This is a genomic window from Gemmatimonadota bacterium (assembly GCA_016714015.1).
Lineage (GTDB): Bacteria > Gemmatimonadota > Gemmatimonadetes > Gemmatimonadales > Gemmatimonadaceae > Pseudogemmatithrix.
In genome coordinates this window covers 1038873-1057800 of sequence record JADJNZ010000001.1, presented here as the reverse complement: position 1 = coordinate 1057800, position 18928 = coordinate 1038873, and the positions used below count along the sequence as shown (strand labels likewise).

Sequence of the window (18928 nt, the reverse complement as noted above, 5' to 3'; positions counted from 1 at the left end):
CATGTTCACGCAACTCTTGAACTTCGAGCTGCGCTACCACGCGCGGCGCGTCCCGTTCGCCCTGGTCACGCTGGCGGTGTGCGGTATGGCACTCATGCTGGTGCAAACGGGCTACGGAGCCGAATCGGCGCACGTGAACTCACCATACGCCGTGATGCGCGCCAGTGGGTTGTTATCGCTGTGGCTGCTCTTCTCGCAGACGCTCCTCGCGGCGAGCGGCGTCCTGCGCGACGACGAGTACAACATGCGCGAGCTGATCTTCTCGCGACCGATGTCCCGGGCGGTCTACGTGGCCACGCGCTATCTCGGCGTCGTGCTGGCCGGCCTGCTGGCCATGTCGCTCGCCATCAGCGTGCTGTTCCTCGCACCGCTCATGCTGCCGCTCGAGCCGGACACCCTCGGAGCGATCCGCGTCGCTCCGTACGCACAGGCGCTGTTCACACTCATCCTGCCCAACCTGCTGCTCGTGTCGGCGCTGTTGTGTGCGGTGGGGTGGCGAACGCGCAGCTCGCTCGCCACGTACGTCGGCGGCGTGGCGATCTTCGCGCTCTACATGACCGCGGCGATGCTTGGCGACTCGCCGCTCATGGCCAACAGCGCCCCCGTCAGCGCGCAAGGGCTCGGACGCGCCGCGCTGATGGATCCGTTCGGACTGTCAGCGGTGTTCGAGCAGTCCCGCTACTGGACGCTCGACGATCGCAACCTGAGACTTGTGTCCCTGAGCGGGCACTATCTGTACAATCGACTGATCGTACTGGTGGTCGCCGCGCTCACTATCGTGATGGCCACGCGCCACCTCGTGCTCGGGGCGGGCTCGCGCCGCAAGCGCCCTCGACCAGACGCACCGGTGGCAGCCGCTGCTGCGCCGACCATCCCGTATTCACCGGTCATGCCCACGGGCGCATCGCACGCGCACCTGCTTGGAGCCGTTGGATCGAGCGTCCGGCTGGAACTCAAGCAGCTGTTCGGGGCGCGCGTCGTCCAGGCACTGCTGTTGCTATTCGTGTTCATCACGGCGGTGGAGACGTACACGCGCCTCTTGAACGCCGAGTATGGCACACGGACATTGGCCAGCAGTGGAGAGATGGTCGGCGCGATCCCACTCCGGCTGTTCGCGCTGCTCGCGCTGGTGTACTTCGGCGCGGAGCTCGTGTGGCGGGAACGAGCCGTCCGCATGGATGGCCTCGTGGACGCCACGCCTGCCTCGAACGGCGCATTCGTTCTCTCGAAGTTGCTCGCACTCGTGCTCGTGCCCACGGCCCTCCTCGCTCTGGGGCTCCTCGTGGCGGCGGCGGTACAGCTAGTTGGCGACGGCCTGCCGATCGATCCCTGGGTGTATGTGTCGCAGTTCTGGTTCGTCGGGTACCCATTGGCACTCACGGCGCTTCTGGTCGTGGCCGTGCAGGTGCTCTCGGGGAACCGGTGGGTCGGCATGCTGCTGTCCGTGCTGCTCATCGCACTGGCGTCGGCGGGTCCGCTCGTCGGATTGGAGCACCCGTTGCTGCGCTACGCGTCGGCACCCGAGATGTCGTTCTCGGAGTTCGACGGCTACGGGGCGGCGGCTACGAGCTTCGCCGTGTTCATGCTGTACTGGACGACCGTGGCGCTGCTGCTCACCGCGATGGCCTGGGCGGTATGGCCTCGAGGCCGGCGCCCGGCGGGACGTAGCCGTATGGACGCGCTTCTTCGCAGCGGTGCGCCGGTCCGGCGCATGACGGTCGTGGCTGGCGGGCTCGCCGCGGCCACAGGCGGCGCGGTCTTCTATCAGACCAACGTGCGGCAAGTCTGGGAAAGCAGCGACGCGCATGTCGCGTGGCGCGTGGACTACGAGCGTGCGTACCGTCGGTTGTCCGGCACGCCTCAGCCTTCGGTCTCCCACGTGGATATCGCGGTCGACTTCACCCCGAGGGCTCGGCGAGCTGACATCCGCGGCGCGCTCTCGGTGCGCAACCGCACGTCATCGGCCATCGACACGGTATGGCTCACCATCCGACGCGAAGCGCGCGACGTGCGCGTCGCCGTACGCGAAGGAACGCAGGTGCATCACGATCCGCGCTTCGGCGTGCGGGCGTTCGCGTTCGTGTCGCCGCTGCAGCCGGGAGACAGCACGACCATCGAGTACTCGTTCAGCATCGCGTCGGACGGTATTCGCGCCGACGGCTACAACCCTGATGTGTCATCCAACGGCAGTTACGTCACGATGCTCGTGGCGATGCCGTCGTTCGGCTATCGCGCTTCTTACGAATTGGGCGAGTCGCGCGAGCGCGCCCGGCGCGGCCTCCCACCCGCGTCGGCGGGTCTGTCGCCCCACGTGGCCATCGACTCTCTCACGCGCGTCGCTCGTGCCGAGGCGCAGCCGGATGCGTGGCTCACCTTGCGGGCCACGCTGTCCACCACGTCCGGGCAGACCGCGCTCGGTCCCGGTGCGCTTGTCCGGTCGTGGAAAGCAGCGGACCGCAGCTACTTCGAGTACCGAGTGGACGACCGCATGCCGGCCCGCTTCGGGTTCGCATCGGCAGAGTATGCCGTACGGCGCGACAGCGCGGACGGCGTGCTCGTGGAGTTCTGGCACCACCCGGACCACGGGCGCAATGCCGAACGCTTCGTGGACGCGGCCACTGCGTCGCTGCGCATCTTCAGCGCCCGCTTCGGACGGTACCCGCACAAGAACCTACGACTCATCGAGGTCCCCGGTCGCTGGCCCTTCGCCGGATTCGCCCTGAGCGGCATGATCATGTTCAACGAGGGCCGAGGCGTGCTCACCGACGCCCGCGTCGACGACGTGGACCTCCTCACTCGGCGCGTCGCTCACGAGGTGGCACATCAATGGTGGGGCTACGCCGTGAGCCCGCTCGAGGTACGGGGCGCCACGACGATCGTGGAGACGCTCGCCAAGTACTCGGAGCAGTTGGCGGTCGAGCACACACGAGGTGCCGCCGCACTCCCGCAGCTCATCGCGTACGACCACGACCGCTACCTCTCCGGTCGCGTGTGGGACGCCGAACCGGAGCCGGCGCTCGTCGAATCGTCTGACCAGGACTATCTCTACTACGGCAAGGGTGCTGTGGCTATGCACGCGCTGCGCGGTGCGCTGGGCGACTCCGCCGTCGAGCGTGCGCTTCGCACACTCTTGGCTACGGAGGGAGGACCACAAGGCGCAGCTACGGCACCGCAGTTGCACGCGCTGCTGCGGTCAGAGGCGGTCACGGAGGGCGATCGCTCGCTGGTGGACGAGTGGTTCACCGAACGGGTGCTATACGACCTGCGGGTGGACTCGGCATGGGTGGAGCCACGTCCCGACGGATATCTGCTTCGCGCGGAGTTCCATGCCGTGCGGGTGCGGCTCACGGATGGCGGCGAGCGTGACGAGCCCGCCGAAGGACAGCGGTTCGACGTAGCGGTGCGCGATGGCGCAGACTCGGTCCTGCATCGGGGCAGCGTGGTGGCGACCCGCCGCGGCGCGAGTCTCTCCATGGCGCTGTCTGGGATGGCGAGGTCGGTCGAGATCGATCCGTGGATCCGCCGTATCGACCGTGAGCGATCGAACAACGTGCGGCGGGTCGTGCTTCGGCAGGCACACGAGACCGGTCACCGGTGACGAGGCGCATAGCGCGAGTGGGCCGCCGGAGATGGCGCGGCAGAAGTGGCGAGACCGAGGAGCATAGCAGGGACGACGGCCAGCGGCAGCCGTGTCGCAGGCCGTCGTCGCAGTCAGACGACCGCATGTTCGGGTTCCTCGCCACGGCTGAGCCCGGGGCGTCGCGTCGCTGCCTCGAGGTGCGCTACGCAGGTCTGCATGACTCGGGTGATCCGTGTGCCGCTCCTTGCGCTTGTGGACGGAGGATGTGGAGGCGACTGGTTCGCGAGAGCGCGGTCCGAGGGCGGTATTGGGGCGGACGTGGTTGAACGAGGGGTTAGGCGCGTTGCGATGCAGGTCAGACCGAGTCACGTTCTGCGATTGACAGAACGGGCGTTTCACCGTTTCATCGCGTGTCGCATCGCGCGAGCGCCGGTGCATCTGCCTCGCTTGGGCCGTCGAGGAAACGCGGCGCTTCGGCGGCGTAGTGGGGGTAGCCGCAGTCATTTGGTGATGCAGTCCTTTCGTCGCGGTGCGAAGCTGTTGATTGTCGCCTAAAGACGGTTGGTGACCGATGGCCGGCTGAGGACGCTGGGCGGCGGCCACGCCTTGATGAACGGCTCGGGTCGGCGTGGCCGCCGTCCCGCATCTTTTTGAACGGCCACGGCACAACCAAACGCTAAGCCGATCTGGGAAGACCTAGTCGTCACTCGCCGTGGGGGCTGCCGAAGTTCACGCTGAGCCTACAGCGGTCGCCTCGGAGCCCTCTCAGATCGTCTCGGAGCTCGATGAACTCATCTGGGAGCCTGCTGGAACCGCCCCGGAGCTCGTTGAACTCGGCTCGTTGATTGCTGAACTCATCTCGTTGCTTGCTGGACTCGTCTCGTTGCTTGCTGGAGTCGTCTCGTTGCTTGCTGGAGTCGTCTCGTTGCTTGCTGGACTCGTCTCGTTGTTTGCTAAACGCGTCCCGTTGCTTGCTGAACTCGTCCCGTTGCTTGCTGGAGTCGTCTCGTTGCTTGCTGGAGTCGTCTCGTTGCTTGCTGGAGTCGTCTCGTTGCTTGCTGGACTCGTCTCGTTGTTTGCTAAACGCGTCCCGTTGCTTGCTGGACTCGTCCCGTTGCTTGCTGGACTCGTCTCGTTGCTTGCAAAACTCGTCTCGTTGCTTGCTGGACTCGTCTCGTTGTTTGCTAAACGCGTCCCGTTGCTTGCTGGACTCGTCCCGTTGCTTGCTGGACTCGTCCCGTTGCGTGCTGGACTCGTCCCGTTGCTTGCTAAACGCGTCCCGTTGGTCGCTGGACTCGTCACGTCGCTCGCTAAACTCGCCCCGTTGCTCGCAAAGCGCGCCTCGTTGCGTGCTGAACTCGTCTCGCAGCGCGCTACACCCATCTCGCCGCTCGCTGGACTCGTCTCGTAGCTCGCGGGTTCCATCTCGCAGCGCGCTGAACGCGCCCGGGAGCGATCCGACCCGTGTCGGCGACGTAGCGGAGTGCGCGCGCACTCGGCCTGTCAGCAGTTGGAGACCGTCGGCAGTCAAAGGGAGCAGGTGGGCGGCCGCGCCTTCCCGTACCTTTCGGTACGGCGCTGCTGACCACCGCAGTCTAATGAAGGCGACCGCCGCACGACTGAAGGAGCTTCGGCTCACCCGACCGTCGGTCGGTCCACTGACGCTCGCTGAACTCCAGCCGACCTCGCCACGCGTTCCCGTGGCCGTAGCGTCACCTCCCTACCGCCCCACCACCCGCACCTGCAGCACTTCGAACCCCACCCGGCGCGCATACACCGCCGTCCGCTCCACCTTCTCCTCCGCCTCGAGGATCGCCACCCCCCGCACCTGCGCCGCGCACTGCTCCAGCAGCGTGCGCAGCAGCAGCCGCGCATGCGGCGCGCCAAGGCAGAAGTGCGTCCCCGTGCCGAACGCGACATGCGGATTCGGACGGCGGTCCAGGCGCACGCTGTCCGGATCCTCGAACACGGTCTCGTCGCGGTTCGCCGACGCCCAGTTGAGGCCGATGCGCCCGCCCGCCGGCACCGACTCGCCCAGCACCGTCGTGTCCACCGGGCACACCCGCGCGAGCGCCGTCAGAGGCGACACGATGCGAAAGAACTCCTCGGCCGCGAGCGGCACGAGCCTCGGGTCGCGCCGCAACGCGTCGAGCGTCGCAGGGTCATGCGCGAGATGCGCGATCACCGACGAGATGGTGTGGATCACCGTGTCGCGTCCGCCGGCGAACGTCAGGTTCGCGAACCCGAGCATCTCCTCGCGCGTGAGGGGCCGGCCGCGGAAGCGCGCCTGCACGAGCGCACTGAAGAAATCGTCGCCCGGCGCGGCCGCCGCCCGGTCGAGCTGCGCCTCGAGATAGCGCTCGAGAGTGGACCCCTTCGCCGACGCGTCGCTCCCGTCGTGGAACACGTGGATCCCCCAGCCGATCCACGTCTCCGCCTCGGCCTCGGGCATGCGCAGCAGGTGCGTCAGCGCGCGCGATTGGATGGGGAGCGCGAACTCGCGCACGATCTCGATCGACTCCCGCGCGATCGCCGCGGCCACCATGCCGCCGACGAGGGCGTTCATCCACGCGATCGTCGCGTCGTCCTTCGCGGCCTTGAAGAAGGGCGCGATGATCTCGCGGTACTCGCCATGCGTCGGCGGGTCGGTCTCGATCGGGAGCTGACGCATGGTGCGCATCGCCTCCTCGCTCGGGATCGGCACGCGGAACGGGGCGTCGGAGCTGAACCGCTCCCAGTCGCGTGCGGCCTCGCGCACGTCCTCGTGCCGCAACAGCATCGGCAACGCTTCCCCCTGGACCGGGCACCGGAGGACGCCGTGCGCGGTGCGCGCGGCGCGCTAGGGATCGGCGGGGAACGACACTAGCGGGTCCCCACCGCGAGGATCCGCACGCCGTAGGGGGCGAGCGACAGCGTCGCCACACCGCGATCGTCGAGCGACACCGCGGTGCGGTCGAACACGTCGCGCAGCACGCCGCGCGCCCCGGCGGCGGTCACCCGCACCTCGGCGGCGGCGTCGCCGAGGTTCACCACCACCACCAGTCGATCGGCGCCCGCGCTGCGGCGGAAGGCGAACACGCTCGCGTGATCGGTCTCGACGATCTCCTGGTCGCCGGAGACGAGCGCCGGGTGCGCGCGCCGCAACGCGAGGAGCCGCTGATACGTCGCGAGCAGCGAGTCGGGCTGGCCGCGCTGGCTCTCGAGCGACACGCCGCGCCCGGTGTTGAGCGGACTCTGATCCCACCACGGACCGCTGTTGCGGTACCACACGGCCATGCCCGGACCCACGCGCGACGTCCAGGGATACGCCTCGCGCAGCGGGATGTCACCGCCGTCCGACGACGACGGGTCCCGGATCTGCTTCCCGGTCATCCCCAGCTCCTGCCCGTAGTACAGGAGCGGAACGCCCTGCAGCGTGAGATTGAGCGCGGCACCGAGCTTCGCCTTGCGCAGGTCGCCGCCGACGGCGGTGGCGAACCGTTCGACATCGTGGTTCTCGAGGAAGACGATCTGCCGCTTGCCGGCGGGCGTGCGCCGGCGCGTCTCCTCGACGGCGGTGCGCAGCTTCGCCTTGTCGAATGACAGGATCGCGCCGCGCAGCGGGAAGGCGAAGACGAGATCCGCGTCCCCCCGCTCGAGCCACGCCTCGCCATAGCCCCAGTCCGCCTGCTCGGCGAGCAGCCCGACCTTCGGATCCACGCGCCGCAGTTCACGGAAGAGCGGCGTCCAGAAGCGCGCGAAGAGGTCGCTCAGCGCCGGCTTCTCGTCGAGGCGGTCCTGCATGTGATCGAGCCGGAAGCCATCCACGCCGTCGTCACGCCCCGGCGCGCTCGGCCGCAGGAAGTGCGTGAACACCTCGGCGTGGATCCGCTGCATGTCGGGATGGAGCATGTTCACCGTCGCGATGCGCACCCGGCGCCCGTCGAAGGTGCCCACCTCCTCCTTGTCCCAGTAGCCCGTCTGGTACCGGGTGTTGGCGGAGTCCTCGTACAGCAGGTACGGCGCGTAGCGCGAACCCGGCCGGCGGTACGAGTCGGTGAACCAGGGATGGCGCCCACTCACGTACTGCAGCTCCATGTCGAGGTAGATGCGCATCCCGCGACGGTGCAGCGCGCCGGCGAGCGTTCGCAGGTCCTGCTCCGTGCCGAACGCCGGATCGATCCCGGCGAAGTCGTCGAGGAAATAGTTGTGGTAGAACGGCGACGGGCCGATGGGGGTGAGCAGCAGCGTCGTCACGCCGAGCCGCTCCAGATGGTCGAGCTGCGACGTGATGCCCGGCAGGTCGCCCTGCTGGTCCCCGTTGCTGTCCCGGAAGCTGCGGACGAAGATCTGGTAGAAGACCTCGTCACGGACGGGCGCGGAGGCCTGAGCCGATGCCTGCGCGGCGAGCGGCGCGCGGGCGGCGCCGAGGCAGAGCGAGAGCGTGAGGGTGGCGCGGAGCGTGCGCAGGATGAGCGTCATCGATCGGTCGGGTCAGGGGACGAGGGGCGGTCGGCGGGCGCGAACGTGACTTGCCGCAGGATCGTGTGGGCCATCGGTTCGAGCAGGGTGTCCATGGGCTGCGATGTGCGCGGATCGTGCAACGCGACGCGCCAGCGACGCACGGCATCGCGCTCGCGCGTCGCCTGCACCGCACCGGGAGTGCGATACGCCACCGGGTCCGGCGTCGTGAACGTCCGGTCGGCGAACTCGGGCACGTCGTAGCGCTTCGTGATGGTGGCGTACGCCGGGAGGGCCCGCGCGAGGACGCAGGGCCCGTCGGTGAAGTACGCGTCGCCGCGCCCGTCGCGATGCTGCACGAGCCGCGATCCGAACGTCACGCCGAACGCGACGGGGGCGTCACCACGCGGGATCGTGAAGCGGAGGAAGCCGTCGCGTTCGACGAAGGGGAGGTCGGCGTGCACCTGCGTCGCCCATGCCGGACGCCGCACGCGCAGGGCAAGACCGTCCCGCGCGCCGATGACGGTGAAGTGCACGGTATCCTCAGACGGATAGGTCGTGTCCTGCACGATCTCGATCGTCCGCCCGGCGACCGGCGTGCGCAGCGTGCAGGGGCCGAGCAGCGCGGCGACGAGGGCATCCCCGTCCCGCAGCCACATGTGCTGCACGTACGTCGGCGCGATGCGACCCGCGTTGGGCACGCAGCAGACGGCGGCATCCTGATGCACCGGCGAGTACTTGTACCGCGTCTGTGTGGGCGTTTGGGGATTCCCGTCCAGCGCGCCCGTCATGGCGAAGGCGTTGTCGCTCGCGAGATAGGCGATGCCGCGCCCGTCGGGGTGGCGCGCCCCCTGCGCGGCATTGAGGAAGAGTCGCTCGATCGCGTCGCCGAGCGCGGCATCGCCCCGCTTGCACAGCAGGCTCACCTGGCTGTGCAGCAGTTCCTGCAACGAGCAGTACTCGTAGCCGCGCGGCCCTCCGTGCTTGCCTCGTCCGTCGATGTACTCGTCGCCCACCGGGCCGCCCGACGGCAGGACCACCTCGCGCACCTTGCGCTCGAAGGCTGCGAGGGCGTCGCCGAGCCGCGGCGCTCCCGTGGCGTGGTACGCGGCGGCCACGCAGCGCAGGTGCTCGTACGTGTGCACGCCGTGCCCCCGCAACGGCTGGGCGGGATCGAGCAGCGACGCCGGCTGCGCGTCCTCGGCGAGCGGCTGCGCGCTGAAGTCGGCGTACAGGAACGCGATGTAGTCGGCGTAGCGGCGATCGCCGGTGAGGCGATGCAGGTGCTCCAGCACGTCGGTGAACGCGAGACCGTGCGTGAGGCCGCAGGTGTCGGGGCGATCGGTGCGGAACGGCTGCGACGCCCCGATCGGGTAGTGCGTCATCACGTCCTCGACCGACCGCCGCACCGCGTCGAGCACGTGCGGCTGCCGTGTGTGCTCGTACCAGCCCAACAGGTAGCGCAGGGCGGTGGTCTTGGCCCACAGCTCGCCGTGCTCGCCGATCACCTGGTAGCGGAGCGCGGGTGCGTAGATGCCGAGGTACCCGCTGGCATCCTGCGTGGCGAGGAGCGCGTCCACCTGCCGCGCGGCGCGCGCGAGGGCCGCCGCGTCCTGCAGCAGGACGGCGGTGCGGAGCAGGCCGTCCCACCAGTTGCCCTGCGTCTCGCTGTTCCACCAGAGGAACTGCGCGCGATCCTGCGGCGGCACGCCCTGGGCGCCGACATCCTTCTCGCGCACGGCGGGGGTGAGCCGGTCACGACCGTAGAGGTCGTCCTGCACGACGAGCGCCGGGACGAGCGCGTCGAGGTGGCCCGTGAAGCCCGCGAGATTCTCCTCGAGCTGCGTGCGCAGCCAGCCGGCGGGGAGCACCGCGCCGAGCGGCAGCGACCGGAACTGCTCGGGGATCGGCGCGGACATGCCATGCAGGCTACCGCCCGCGCGCGCGGGGCGCTCCTACGCGCCGGACGCGAGCTGATACTAATTTGACCACTTCCCACAGCCCGCCCCATGCGCGCCGTCGCCGAACCCCGTCGTGCCCGTCCCGAGGGTCAGTCGTTCGCGGCCTTCCGCTACACGGCCGCGGCGTTCCGCTTCTGGTGGCATCACCATCCGGAGCTCGAGCTCACCTGGATCGAGTCCGGTGCGGGCACGCGCTTCGTCGGCGATCACATCGCGCCCTTCGGGCCCGGCGACCTCGTGCTCCTCGGCGGCCATCTGCCGCACACCTGGTCGTCGGAGGGACGCGCCGCCGGCGCACGCTCGCACCGCGCGATCGTCGTGCACCTGCCGGTCGAGCTCTTCGACCTCGCCGCCCCGGAGTTCGCGGGCGTGCGGGCGCTCCTCCAGCGGGCGCATCGCGGTCTCGCCTTCTCGTCCCGCGCCAGCGCGGCCGTCGCAGAGGCGTTGGTGCGGCTGCCCGCGCAGCGCGGGCTCACCGCGTGGAGCGCGCTCGCCGGCATCCTGCAGCGCCTCGGCGCCGATCGCGCGGCGACGCCGCTCGCGAGCGAGGGCTACGTGCCGGTGGATTGGCAGGGCGTCCAGCCGCGGCTCGCGCGCGCGCTCGCGTACATCGAGGATCACCTCGCGGACGACACGCTCACGCTCGGCGACGTCGCCCGCACCGTGCATCTCAGCGCCGCGGCGTTCTCGCGCTTCTTCCGCGCGCACACGGGCGGCACGCTCGTGCAGCACATCACCGCGCGGCGCATCGCGCGCGCCTGCCGCCGCTTGAGCGAGACCGACGAGCGCGTGGCCGAGATCGCCTACGCCTGCGGCTTCGGCACCCTCGCCAACTTCAATCGCCGCTTCCGCGCGCTCAAGAAGATGACGCCGAGCGCCTTCCGCGCCCGCTTCAGGGGCGAAGCGCGCGCGCGTCCCAGCGCGAGACGAGTGCGCGCCTGAGCTCCACCGCCTGCGTCCAGCTCGGCGGGAAGGCGGCGAGGCCGTAGCCGCCGCGCACCGGGCCGATCTCGGGGCACACCCAGCACTCCGCCTGCGGTGCCGTGTGCAGCAGCGCGAAGAGCGCGTCGACGAACGCCAGCCAGTCGGCCATCTCCGGGGCCGGCGATCCGTCGGCGTGTCGCACCGGGATCTGCGCGTGATGGCCGTTGAACGGACGCAGGTGGAACCAGCGCGCTCGCCGCACCCGCTCGGCGTCCGCGAGCAGGCGCGGCGCGAACGGCGGCTGCAGGTGCTTCACGACGGCGTGATGCGAGAAGTCGAACAGCAGCGGGAGCGGCGAGCCGGTGGCCGCCTCGTACCGCGCGCAGAGCGCGTCCGTCTTCTCGGGCGTCTCGGTGCAGGTGTCGCGATGCGTCTCGATCACGACGTCGAGCGCGAGGTCACGCGCCGCCGTGAGGAGTCGCTGCGCCGCCGCGAGCGCCGCATCCGGCGCCGTGTCGTGCCACCCGAGATGCACCTGCACGCCGATCGCCTGCTCCGCGGCGCATCGCGCGAGCGCGTTCGTGACGTCGTCGGTCACGTCGAGGCGCAGGAACGCGATGAAGGCGAGGCCGTGCGCGCGCGCCAGCGCACCGAGGCCGGTGCCGGGGTCGCCCATGACGCCGTCGAACCCGGCCGCGGCCACCGCCGCGACCTTCTCGGATACGGTCCACTCGTCCGGGCCGGCGCCCGGATGGTCCCACAGGGTCCAGAGATTCGCGAAGGTGCGGAGCGTCGGCATGGGGAGGGGTGCAGGCGAGGGACCGCGCGACCACGAAACTAGCATGCGGTGGTGCGAGAGGGATGGGACCTCACCGCCCTACGGCTCGGATCGCATATTCACCCGATGACCAAGGCCTTCGTCGGGATCGCTCTCTCCCTCCTCGCCGGCTGCACCGCTCCCGCCCCCGCGCCGCCGGGACCGGACCTCGAGGCGAACCGCGCCGTCGTCCTGGCCTTCTATAGGGAGGCCCTCGCCGACAAGCAGCCGAGCAGCGCCTTCGCGCGCTACATGGCCGCCGACTTCGTCGAGCACAAGCCGGATGTGGATGCCGGTACGCGCGAGGCCACGGCCGCCTTCCTCGATGCGCTCATCAAGGAACTGCCGGACGCTCGGTGGGAGGTGCTCCGCACGGTCGCCGAAGGTGACCTGGTATTCCTCCACGCGCGGTTCACCCCCGCCGCCGGTGCGCCGCCGTACGCGATCGCCGACCTGTTCCGCCTGCGCGATGGGCGGATCGTGGAGCACTGGGACGTCGTCGCCGGGCCGCCGGCGCAGTCGCGGAATCCCCACCCGCGGTTCTGACGCCATGCCGCAGCGCAGGATCGGCCTGACGCAGGTGAAGTCCGCAGTCGCATCCACCCTGCGTGACACGAAATGGCGGCCGAGATCGGTGCGCGCGCAAGGCAAGGGAAGGATGGGCGGCACAACGCACCGATGGCACAAGAGAGGCGGTGTCGCCCTAGCCTCGGCAGATGGCACTGCGCTTCGTGTGGGATCCGCAGAAGGCCGCCGCGAACCTCCGAAAGCACGGGGTCGCGTTCGAGGAGGCGAGCACCGCGTTCGCGGACCCGCTTTCGGTCACCATCCCTGATCCGTATCATTCGGACGAAGAACTGCGCTATCCTCTTGATAGGCCGCTCTGCGAGACAACGGGTGCTCGTCGTGATCCACGCCGAGCGTAAGGAGTCGGAGATCCGGCTCATCAGCGCTCGCCCTGCCAGCCGACGTGAACGGCGCTCCTATGAAGAAGCCCCCTTGCCGGGTGCGAGAAAGCAGCACCATGCATGCAGAGTATGACTTCAGCGACGGCGAGCGCGGCAAGTACGCGAAGCGGTACGCGCACGGCTCCAATGTCGTCGTGCTCGAGCCGGACGTCGCCGAGGCCTTCCCGACCGCTCGCGCCGTGAACGCTGCGCTCCGATCGCTGCTTCCGATCGCGCCGTCGCGGCGAGTTCGGCCGTCACGGCGTGCAGCACGCTCCCGGTCCGCGGCAGATCGATGAGACGAAACGACGGCACACCGACGCCCGCCGCGCAGCTCGCGAAGTGCCTCGCCGCGCTCCCCCCCAAGCAGCGCACGCTGCTCCGCGCCGTCCGCACCGCCCTGCGCAAGCGCTTCCCCACCGCGAACGAACTCGCCTACGACTACGGCAAGGCCGTCGTCATCGCCTACGCGCCGGCGGAGCGGGGGATCGACGGCCTCCTCTCCATCCGCGCATCCACCACCGGTGTCGCGCTCTACTTCAACAATGGTCCGCTCCTGCCCGACCCGAAGGGACTGCTCCGCGGATCGGGTCGGGCGACGCGATACATCGACCTCGAATCGGCCAGTCGCCTCGCCCATTCCGACGTGAAGGCCCTCATCGCCGCGACCGTCGCGCACGCGAAGGTCCCGCTGCCGCGCGAAGGGAAGGGCGTGCTCGTCTTCAAGTCGGCCAAGAAGTAGCGCCACGCCGGTGCGCCAACTCCTCCGCGCCCTCCTCGGCATCATCGGCCTCACGCTGGGCTACGCCTGGTTCCTCTCGCTTGCGTACTACCTCCTCGCCCGACCCGACTGGGGCCCTGACACCTCTGGATTCCGCCGCGGCATCCCGATGGCGCTCCTCATCTGCGTCCAATCGACCCGCTGGTTGCTCGGTCGCTACGCCCCCGAGCTGCCGTTGCTCCGGTACCGGGGCACGTTCCTCGTGGTCGCGATCATCGCCTGGGTGCTCCTCGTCGCGTACGGTCTCGACATCGCCGCGAGCGGCATCGTCCGTGCGGAGATGCCGGTGCTGCTCGGCGCCTTCTTCGATCTCGCCGCGGTCGCGCTCCTCGGCGTGATCGCGATCGGCGCGACGCGCCGCGCCCTCGACTGGCACGCGGAAGGCTGAGCCTCGACGCGTCGGGGCTTAGCCGTTCCCCCGCCCCCGATCCTCCATCCGCCGCACCCGCCACTCGACGTCCTCGAGCAGTTGCCGGTTCACCGCGATCAGGTCCGCCAGCAGCCCGATCACCACGAGGAACAGCCCCGCCCCGGCGAGCAGCGCGCCGATGATCACCGACTGCACGTGCCCGCGCCCGCCGTCGGTCACGTAGAACCAGAGGAACCGCGCCAGCAGCGTCGCGCCGAGCGCGCCGCTCACCACGCCGGGGACGGCGAAGAAGCGGAACGGCTTGTACGTCATGAAGACGCGCACCATCACGTTCAGCTGCCGCATCACGTACGACCCCGAGCCCTTCACCAGCCGCGACGGCCGCGTGACCGCGTTCACGCCCACCGGCACCGAGAGCACGCGCATCCCCTTCCGCCCCGCCTGGATGATCGTCTCCACCGTGTAGGTGTAGCGGTTGAACACGTGCAGCCGCATCGCCGCCTCGCGGTTCATCGCGCGGAAGCCGCTCGGCGCATCCTCCACCGTCGTCCCGCTCGCCACACGCGTCGCCCAGCTGCCGAGCTTCTGCAGCAGCTTCTTCACCGGCGAGAAGCTCGCGATCTCGGCCACAGGACGCGTCCCCACCACCAGGTCGGCACGGCCGTCGAGCACCGGCGCGACGAGCTTCGCGATGTCCTCGCCGCGATACTGATGGTCGCCGTCGGTGTTCACCACCACGTCGGCACCGAGCTGCACGGCGCGGTCGAGTCCGGTGAGGAAGGCGCGCGCGAGGCCGCGGTTCACCGGGAGTCGCACCACCTCCGCGCCATGCGCGCGCGCGATCTCCACCGTGCGGTCGGTGCTCCCGTCGTCGATGACGAGCGTGATGATCCGCGCGACCCCCGGGATGCTCGTGGGGAGGTCGGCGAGCACGCGCGGCAGCACCTCCTCCTCGTTGTGGCAGGGGATCTGGATGACGAGCGTGCGGCCGGCGGTGCCGGTGGGCGTGAGGTGGCTCACCACGCGATCCCGTAGTCCTCGCCGAAGTTGCTCGCCGCACCCCAGAAGGAGCGATTGCGGCGGTCCCACATGATCGCGGTGATCGGCCCCGAGGTGTTGCGCGCGAACTCCATCGCGTACCCGCGGCGGCCGAGGTCGGCGCGCACCCAGTCGGGGATCCGCTCGTTCAGCTGGATGCGCCCCGGCCGCGCCTCGTGCGCGCCGAAGCTCGAGCGCATCTGGTACGAGTGGAACCCGGGGTGCTCCGCCGCCTGCTGGATGGTCTGGTTGAACTCGACCATCGCGAGGAAGAACTGCAGCAGGTCCTGGTCCTGCGTGTCGCCGCCCTGAACCGAGAAGGCCATCCACGGCTCGCCGTCGCGGAGCGCGAGCGTGGGCGTGAGCGTCACGCGCGGACGCTTCCCCGGTTCGATCACGTTGAACGGGCCGTCCTCGGCGAGCGTGACGAACGACTGCGCGCGCTGCGAGAGTCCGATGCCGGTGTTCCCGGCGATCACCGCCGGCACCCACCCGCCGCTCGGCGTGATCGACACCATCCAGCCGTTCTTGTCGGCGGCCTGGATGCTCGTGGTGCCGCGCGTGAAGGCCTCGTAGAAGGCCGCGTCATCCGGCGGCTCCGGCACCCGCGCGCGGCGGGTGGTGTCGGTGCGCGGGCCGTTGGTGGACCACTGCGCGAGCAGCTGCGTGAACGGGTTGGTGCCGTTCTGGAACGGATACGGATCGCCCGGCCGCACCGCCGCGTTGTTGCGGTCCTGGCTCATCTCCTCCCAGCGCAGCTTCGCGTACGACTTGCTGAGCAGTCCCGCCGTTGGCTCCTCGGGGGCGAAGTACGGGTCGCCGTAGTAGAAGTCGCGGTCGGCGTAGGCGAGGTTCATCGCCTGGTAGATCGTGTGGATGTACTGCGCGCTGTTGTAGCCCATCCCCTTGAGGTCGGCATGCTCGAGGATGTTGAGTGCCTGCAGCATCACCGGCCCCTGCTGCCAGAAGGGGAGCTTGTAGACGGTCGTGCCGCGATAGGTCGTGGAGACCGGCTCCTCGATGTGCACGCGGTAGTTGGCGAGGTCCTCCATGGTGAAGAGCCCGCCCTCCTCGCGCACCGCCCGCACGATCTCCTGCGCGATGTCGCCCTTGTAGAAGCGGTCGTAGGCGGCCATGATCGCGTCCTTCCGTGACTTCTTCGCCCGGAGCGCGGTGCGCTCGGCCTCGATCAGCTTGCGGAAGGTGGCCGCGAGATCGCGTTGCACGAAGATCTCGCCCGCCACCGGCGCCTCGCGCGCCTCGCCGCGGTGCGGGAGGAAGACGGCGGGCGAGTACTTCCATTCCTTGAGCTTCGCCGCGTTCGCGTTGATGGTGTTCGCGAGCTGCGCCTCGATGGGATACCCCTCCTCCGCCATCTGCAGCGCCGGCGCGAGCACCTGCTCCAGCGAGAGCGTCCCGTACTCGGCGAGCATCACCAGCATCCCGCCCGGCGTCCCGGGCGTCACCGCCGCGAGCGGCCCGAACTCGGGCGGGTTGTTCATCCCGCGGCTGCGATAGAACTCCGCCGTCGCCCCCGTGGGCGCGACGCCGAGGGCGTTGATGCCGATGACCTTCTTGAGGCCGGGGTGATAGATGAGCGCCTGCGTCTCGCCGCCGCAGGAGAGCGTGTCCCACATGGTGCAGACCGCGGCGAGCATGCCGACGGCGGCATCGACGGCGTTGCCGCCGCGCTGGAAGATCATCGCGCCGGCGGTGGCGCCGAGGGGCTTGCCGGTGACGGCGACCCAGTGCTTGCCGTGGAGCGGGGGCTTCTCGGTGCGGACCTGGGCGGCCAGGGGCAGCGCGAGGACGGCGATGGACCAACCCAGCGACAGCGCGCGACGGAAGAGCGGACGCATCTGGTTCCCGGAGGGTGAGGGGGCACCGGGAAGATGCATCCGCGACGCCCTATCCGGCCACCGCGAACCGCGCCTGTGCCAACCGCACCGCGCTCACGAGCCGCGCCACATCGTCGGCCGTCGAATACACCCAGAAGCTCGCCCGCACCGTCGAGTGCACCCCGAGCGCCCGCATCAGCGGTTGGGCGCAATGGTGCCCGGCGCGGACGCAGACCCCCTCGACGTCGAGCGTCGTCGAGATGTCGTGCGGGTGCGCATCCGCCACGCTGAAGCTCACGACCCCGCTCCGTCCCTCGGCCGTCGGCGTCCCATGCACCGTCACCCCGGGGATCGCGGCGAGCGCGGCCATCGCGAGCGCCGTGAGCGCGACCTCATGCGACCGCACCGCGTCCATGCCGAGCGCCTCGAGGTAGTCGCACGCCGCCGCGAGTCCCACGGCGGCCTCGACGTTCGGCGTCCCCGCCTCGAACTTGTGCGGCACCACGTTCCAGGTGGTGTGATCGTCGTGCACCCACTCGATCATGTCGCCGCCGAAGTGATAGGGCGGCATCGCCTCGAGCACTGCGCGACGCATCACCAGCCCGCCGCTCCCCATGGGGCCGCCCATCTTGTGCCCGCTGAACGCGTAGGCGTCCACGCCGAGCGCATCGACCTGCACGCGGAGATGCGGCACCGCCTGCGCGCCGTCGCACACCAGGAGCGCACCCGAGGGCGCGCCCTTCGCGAGCGGCGCACCACCCGCGCTCCGTTCCCGCGCGATGCGCACGATCTCCGCCACCGGATTGATCGTGCCGAGCGCGTTCGACACCTGCCCGAAGGCGACGACCTTGGTCCGCGCATCGACCAGCCGCGCGAGCATCGTGAGGTCCACGCCGCCGGCGGCGTCGAGTTCGCAGACCCGGAACTCGGCGCCCACCGCGCTCGCGAGCTGCTGCCAGGGGACGAAGTTCGCGTGGTGCTCCATCCGCGTGACGACCAGGTTGTCGCCGGCCTTCACGTTCGCGCGGCCCCACGCCGTCGCGACGAGGTTCATCGACTCGGTGGTGCCGCGCGTGAAGAGCAGCGTGTCGGCATCGGCGACGCCGAGGAAGCGCGCGATCCGCGCGCGGGCGTCGTGATACGCCTGCGTCGCCGTCGCCGCGAGCGCGTAGGCGCCGCGGTGGGGGTTCGCGTTCGACGTGGTGTAGTACGCGGTGATCGCGTCGAGCACCGCGCGCGGCTTCTGCGACGTGGCGGCCGAGTCGAGATACACGAGCCCCGGCTGCGCGGCGAGCAGCGGGAAGTCCGCGCGCGGGGCGAGCGGGCCGACGACCGGCGATCCGTGGGCGAGTCCGTGCGTGCTCATCGTACGCTCCTGTGGGGAGGCCGGCCGACGCTGGTCATCGCGCGCGCCGCACCCAGATGCCGCCGTCGCGCTCCTCGACCTCGAACCGCACGAGGTCCTCCTCCGCCGGCCCGCGGAGCACCTTGCCGCTCCGGCAGTCGAAGCGCGCGCCGTGCCAGCAGCACTCGAGTTCGCCGTTGGCGTAGAGCGAGCCTTCGCTGAGCGGGAACTCGGCGTGCGGGCAGCTGTCCTTCACCGCGAAGAGGGCGCCCTGGTGCCGCCCGACGCAGAGCGCGGTGCCGTTGGCGTGCTTCGCCTGCACCACCTGCCCCTCGGCGACGTCGGCCGCCGTGGCGCCGGTGACCGGGACGAAGGCCTCGCCGGCGGCGGGCGTCCCGGGCGCGGTCACGTCGTGGGGTCGCCGGTGTGCACGGCGACGAGCGGCTCGTGCCCGTCCATCGCCGACTTGAGCGCGTGCCAGGCGAGCGACGCGCACTTCACGCGCATGGGGAACTTGGAGACCCCGCCGAGCGCGCGGAGCTGGCCGAGTTCCTTGATGACCGTCGGGTCGTTCTCGTTGCCGGTCACGAGGCGGTGCACCGTGTCGAAGACCTCGGCCGCCTGCGCCCGCGTGCGCCCCTTGATCGCCTGCGTCATGAGCGATGCCGACGCCTTGGAGATGGCGCAGCCGACGCCCTGGAAGGTCACGTCGGTCACCGTGTCGCCGTCGAACTTGAGCCAGACGGTGAGCGCGTCGCCGCAGTTGGGGTTCTTGCCGTCGGCGGTGCACGACGCGTTCGGCAGCTCGCGGAAGTTCCGCGGGCGCCGGTAGTGGTCCAGGATGATCTCCTGGTACAGGGCGTCGAGGGCAGCGTCGTCGGCCACGA

15 protein-coding genes and 1 pseudogene are annotated in these 18928 nt (G+C 70.0%); 7 read left to right on the top strand and 9 right to left on the bottom strand.

Features of this window, described 5'->3' with window-relative positions; translation table 11 throughout:
* Window position 1 precedes the first annotated feature (1 nt).
* A complete protein-coding gene (locus IPJ78_04505; protein ID MBK7905807.1) occupies window positions 2-3598 on the top strand; it encodes a hypothetical protein in 3597 nt (1198 codons plus the stop codon).
* 823 nt (window positions 3599-4421) lie between these two features.
* Complete coding sequence (locus IPJ78_04500) at window positions 4422-4991, top strand: hypothetical protein (GenBank protein ID MBK7905806.1); 570 nt, start codon at window positions 4422-4424, stop codon at window positions 4989-4991.
* 309 nt (window positions 4992-5300) lie between these two features.
* On the opposite strand, the gene IPJ78_04495 is transcribed toward IPJ78_04500, so the two are convergent.
* The 3 genes from IPJ78_04495 to IPJ78_04485 all read right to left on the bottom strand — a co-directional run bounded on the left by IPJ78_04495 (window position 5301) and on the right by IPJ78_04485 (window position 9939).
* A complete protein-coding gene (locus tag IPJ78_04495; protein ID MBK7905805.1) occupies window positions 5301-6359 on the bottom strand; it encodes a cytochrome P450 in 1059 nt (352 codons plus the stop codon).
* Between the two features lie 83 nt (window positions 6360-6442).
* Window positions 6443-8041, bottom strand: coding sequence for an alpha-glucosidase C-terminal domain-containing protein (locus tag IPJ78_04490; GenBank protein ID MBK7905804.1), 1599 nt, complete (start codon window positions 8039-8041; stop codon window positions 6443-6445).
* Window positions 8038-9939 (bottom strand): glycoside hydrolase family 127 protein, encoded by a 1902-nt coding sequence (locus IPJ78_04485; GenBank protein MBK7905803.1) that lies wholly within the window; start codon window positions 9937-9939, stop codon window positions 8038-8040. The genes IPJ78_04490 and IPJ78_04485 overlap by 4 nt, the downstream gene beginning before the upstream one ends.
* Window positions 9940-10029: 90 nt before the next feature.
* Here IPJ78_04485 and IPJ78_04480 point away from each other — a divergent pair, with 90 nt between their 5' ends.
* On the top strand, window positions 10030-10923 hold the full coding sequence (locus IPJ78_04480; GenBank protein MBK7905802.1) for an AraC family transcriptional regulator: 894 nt from the start codon (window positions 10030-10032) through the stop codon (window positions 10921-10923).
* On the opposite strand, the gene IPJ78_04475 is transcribed toward IPJ78_04480, so the two are convergent.
* On the bottom strand, window positions 10874-11704 hold the full coding sequence (locus IPJ78_04475) for a xylose isomerase (protein MBK7905801.1): 831 nt from the start codon (window positions 11702-11704) through the stop codon (window positions 10874-10876). The genes IPJ78_04480 and IPJ78_04475 overlap by 50 nt on opposite strands.
* Window positions 11705-11809: 105 nt before the next feature.
* On the opposite strand from IPJ78_04475, the gene IPJ78_04470 reads away from it, so the two are divergent.
* The 4 genes and pseudogenes from IPJ78_04470 (at window position 11810) to IPJ78_04455 (ending at window position 13838) form a co-directional block, all read left to right on the top strand.
* Entirely contained in the window at window positions 11810-12268 is a 459-nt protein-coding gene (locus IPJ78_04470; GenBank protein ID MBK7905800.1) for a nuclear transport factor 2 family protein, read from the top strand.
* 176 nt (window positions 12269-12444) lie between these two features.
* Window positions 12445-12763 (top strand): annotated as a pseudogene (locus IPJ78_04465) (BrnT family toxin).
* Window positions 12764-12964: 201 nt separating this feature from the next.
* Window positions 12965-13411, top strand: a complete 447-nt coding sequence (locus IPJ78_04460) for a hypothetical protein (protein MBK7905799.1) — start codon at window positions 12965-12967, stop codon at window positions 13409-13411.
* Window positions 13412-13421: 10 nt separating this feature from the next.
* On the top strand, window positions 13422-13838 hold the full coding sequence (locus IPJ78_04455; protein ID MBK7905798.1) for a hypothetical protein: 417 nt from the start codon (window positions 13422-13424) through the stop codon (window positions 13836-13838).
* Between the two features lie 18 nt (window positions 13839-13856).
* Here IPJ78_04455 and IPJ78_04450 read toward each other — a convergent pair whose 3' ends face one another.
* The 5 genes from IPJ78_04450 to IPJ78_04430 are packed head-to-tail and all read right to left on the bottom strand — an operon-like array spanning window position 13857 to window position 18926.
* The gene (locus IPJ78_04450) at window positions 13857-14840 is read right to left on the bottom strand and encodes a glycosyltransferase family 2 protein (protein ID MBK7905797.1); all 984 of its coding nucleotides are present in this window, start codon (window positions 14838-14840) and stop codon (window positions 13857-13859) included.
* Window positions 14837-16717: a gamma-glutamyltransferase gene (locus IPJ78_04445; protein ID MBK7905796.1), complete on the bottom strand. Its 1881-nt coding sequence runs from the start codon at window positions 16715-16717 to the stop codon at window positions 14837-14839. Before IPJ78_04445 ends, IPJ78_04450 begins: the two co-directional genes overlap by 4 nt.
* 49 nt (window positions 16718-16766) lie before the next feature.
* Window positions 16767-18062 (bottom strand): cysteine desulfurase, encoded by a 1296-nt coding sequence (locus tag IPJ78_04440; GenBank protein ID MBK7905795.1) that lies wholly within the window; start codon window positions 18060-18062, stop codon window positions 16767-16769.
* A gap of 34 nt (window positions 18063-18096) precedes the next feature.
* Window positions 18097-18450 (bottom strand): Rieske 2Fe-2S domain-containing protein, encoded by a 354-nt coding sequence (locus tag IPJ78_04435; GenBank protein MBK7905794.1) that lies wholly within the window; start codon window positions 18448-18450, stop codon window positions 18097-18099.
* Window positions 18447-18926 (bottom strand): SUF system NifU family Fe-S cluster assembly protein, encoded by a 480-nt coding sequence (locus IPJ78_04430; protein ID MBK7905793.1) that lies wholly within the window; start codon window positions 18924-18926, stop codon window positions 18447-18449. Before IPJ78_04430 ends, IPJ78_04435 begins: the two co-directional genes overlap by 4 nt.
* Window positions 18927-18928: the final 2 nt, after the last annotated feature.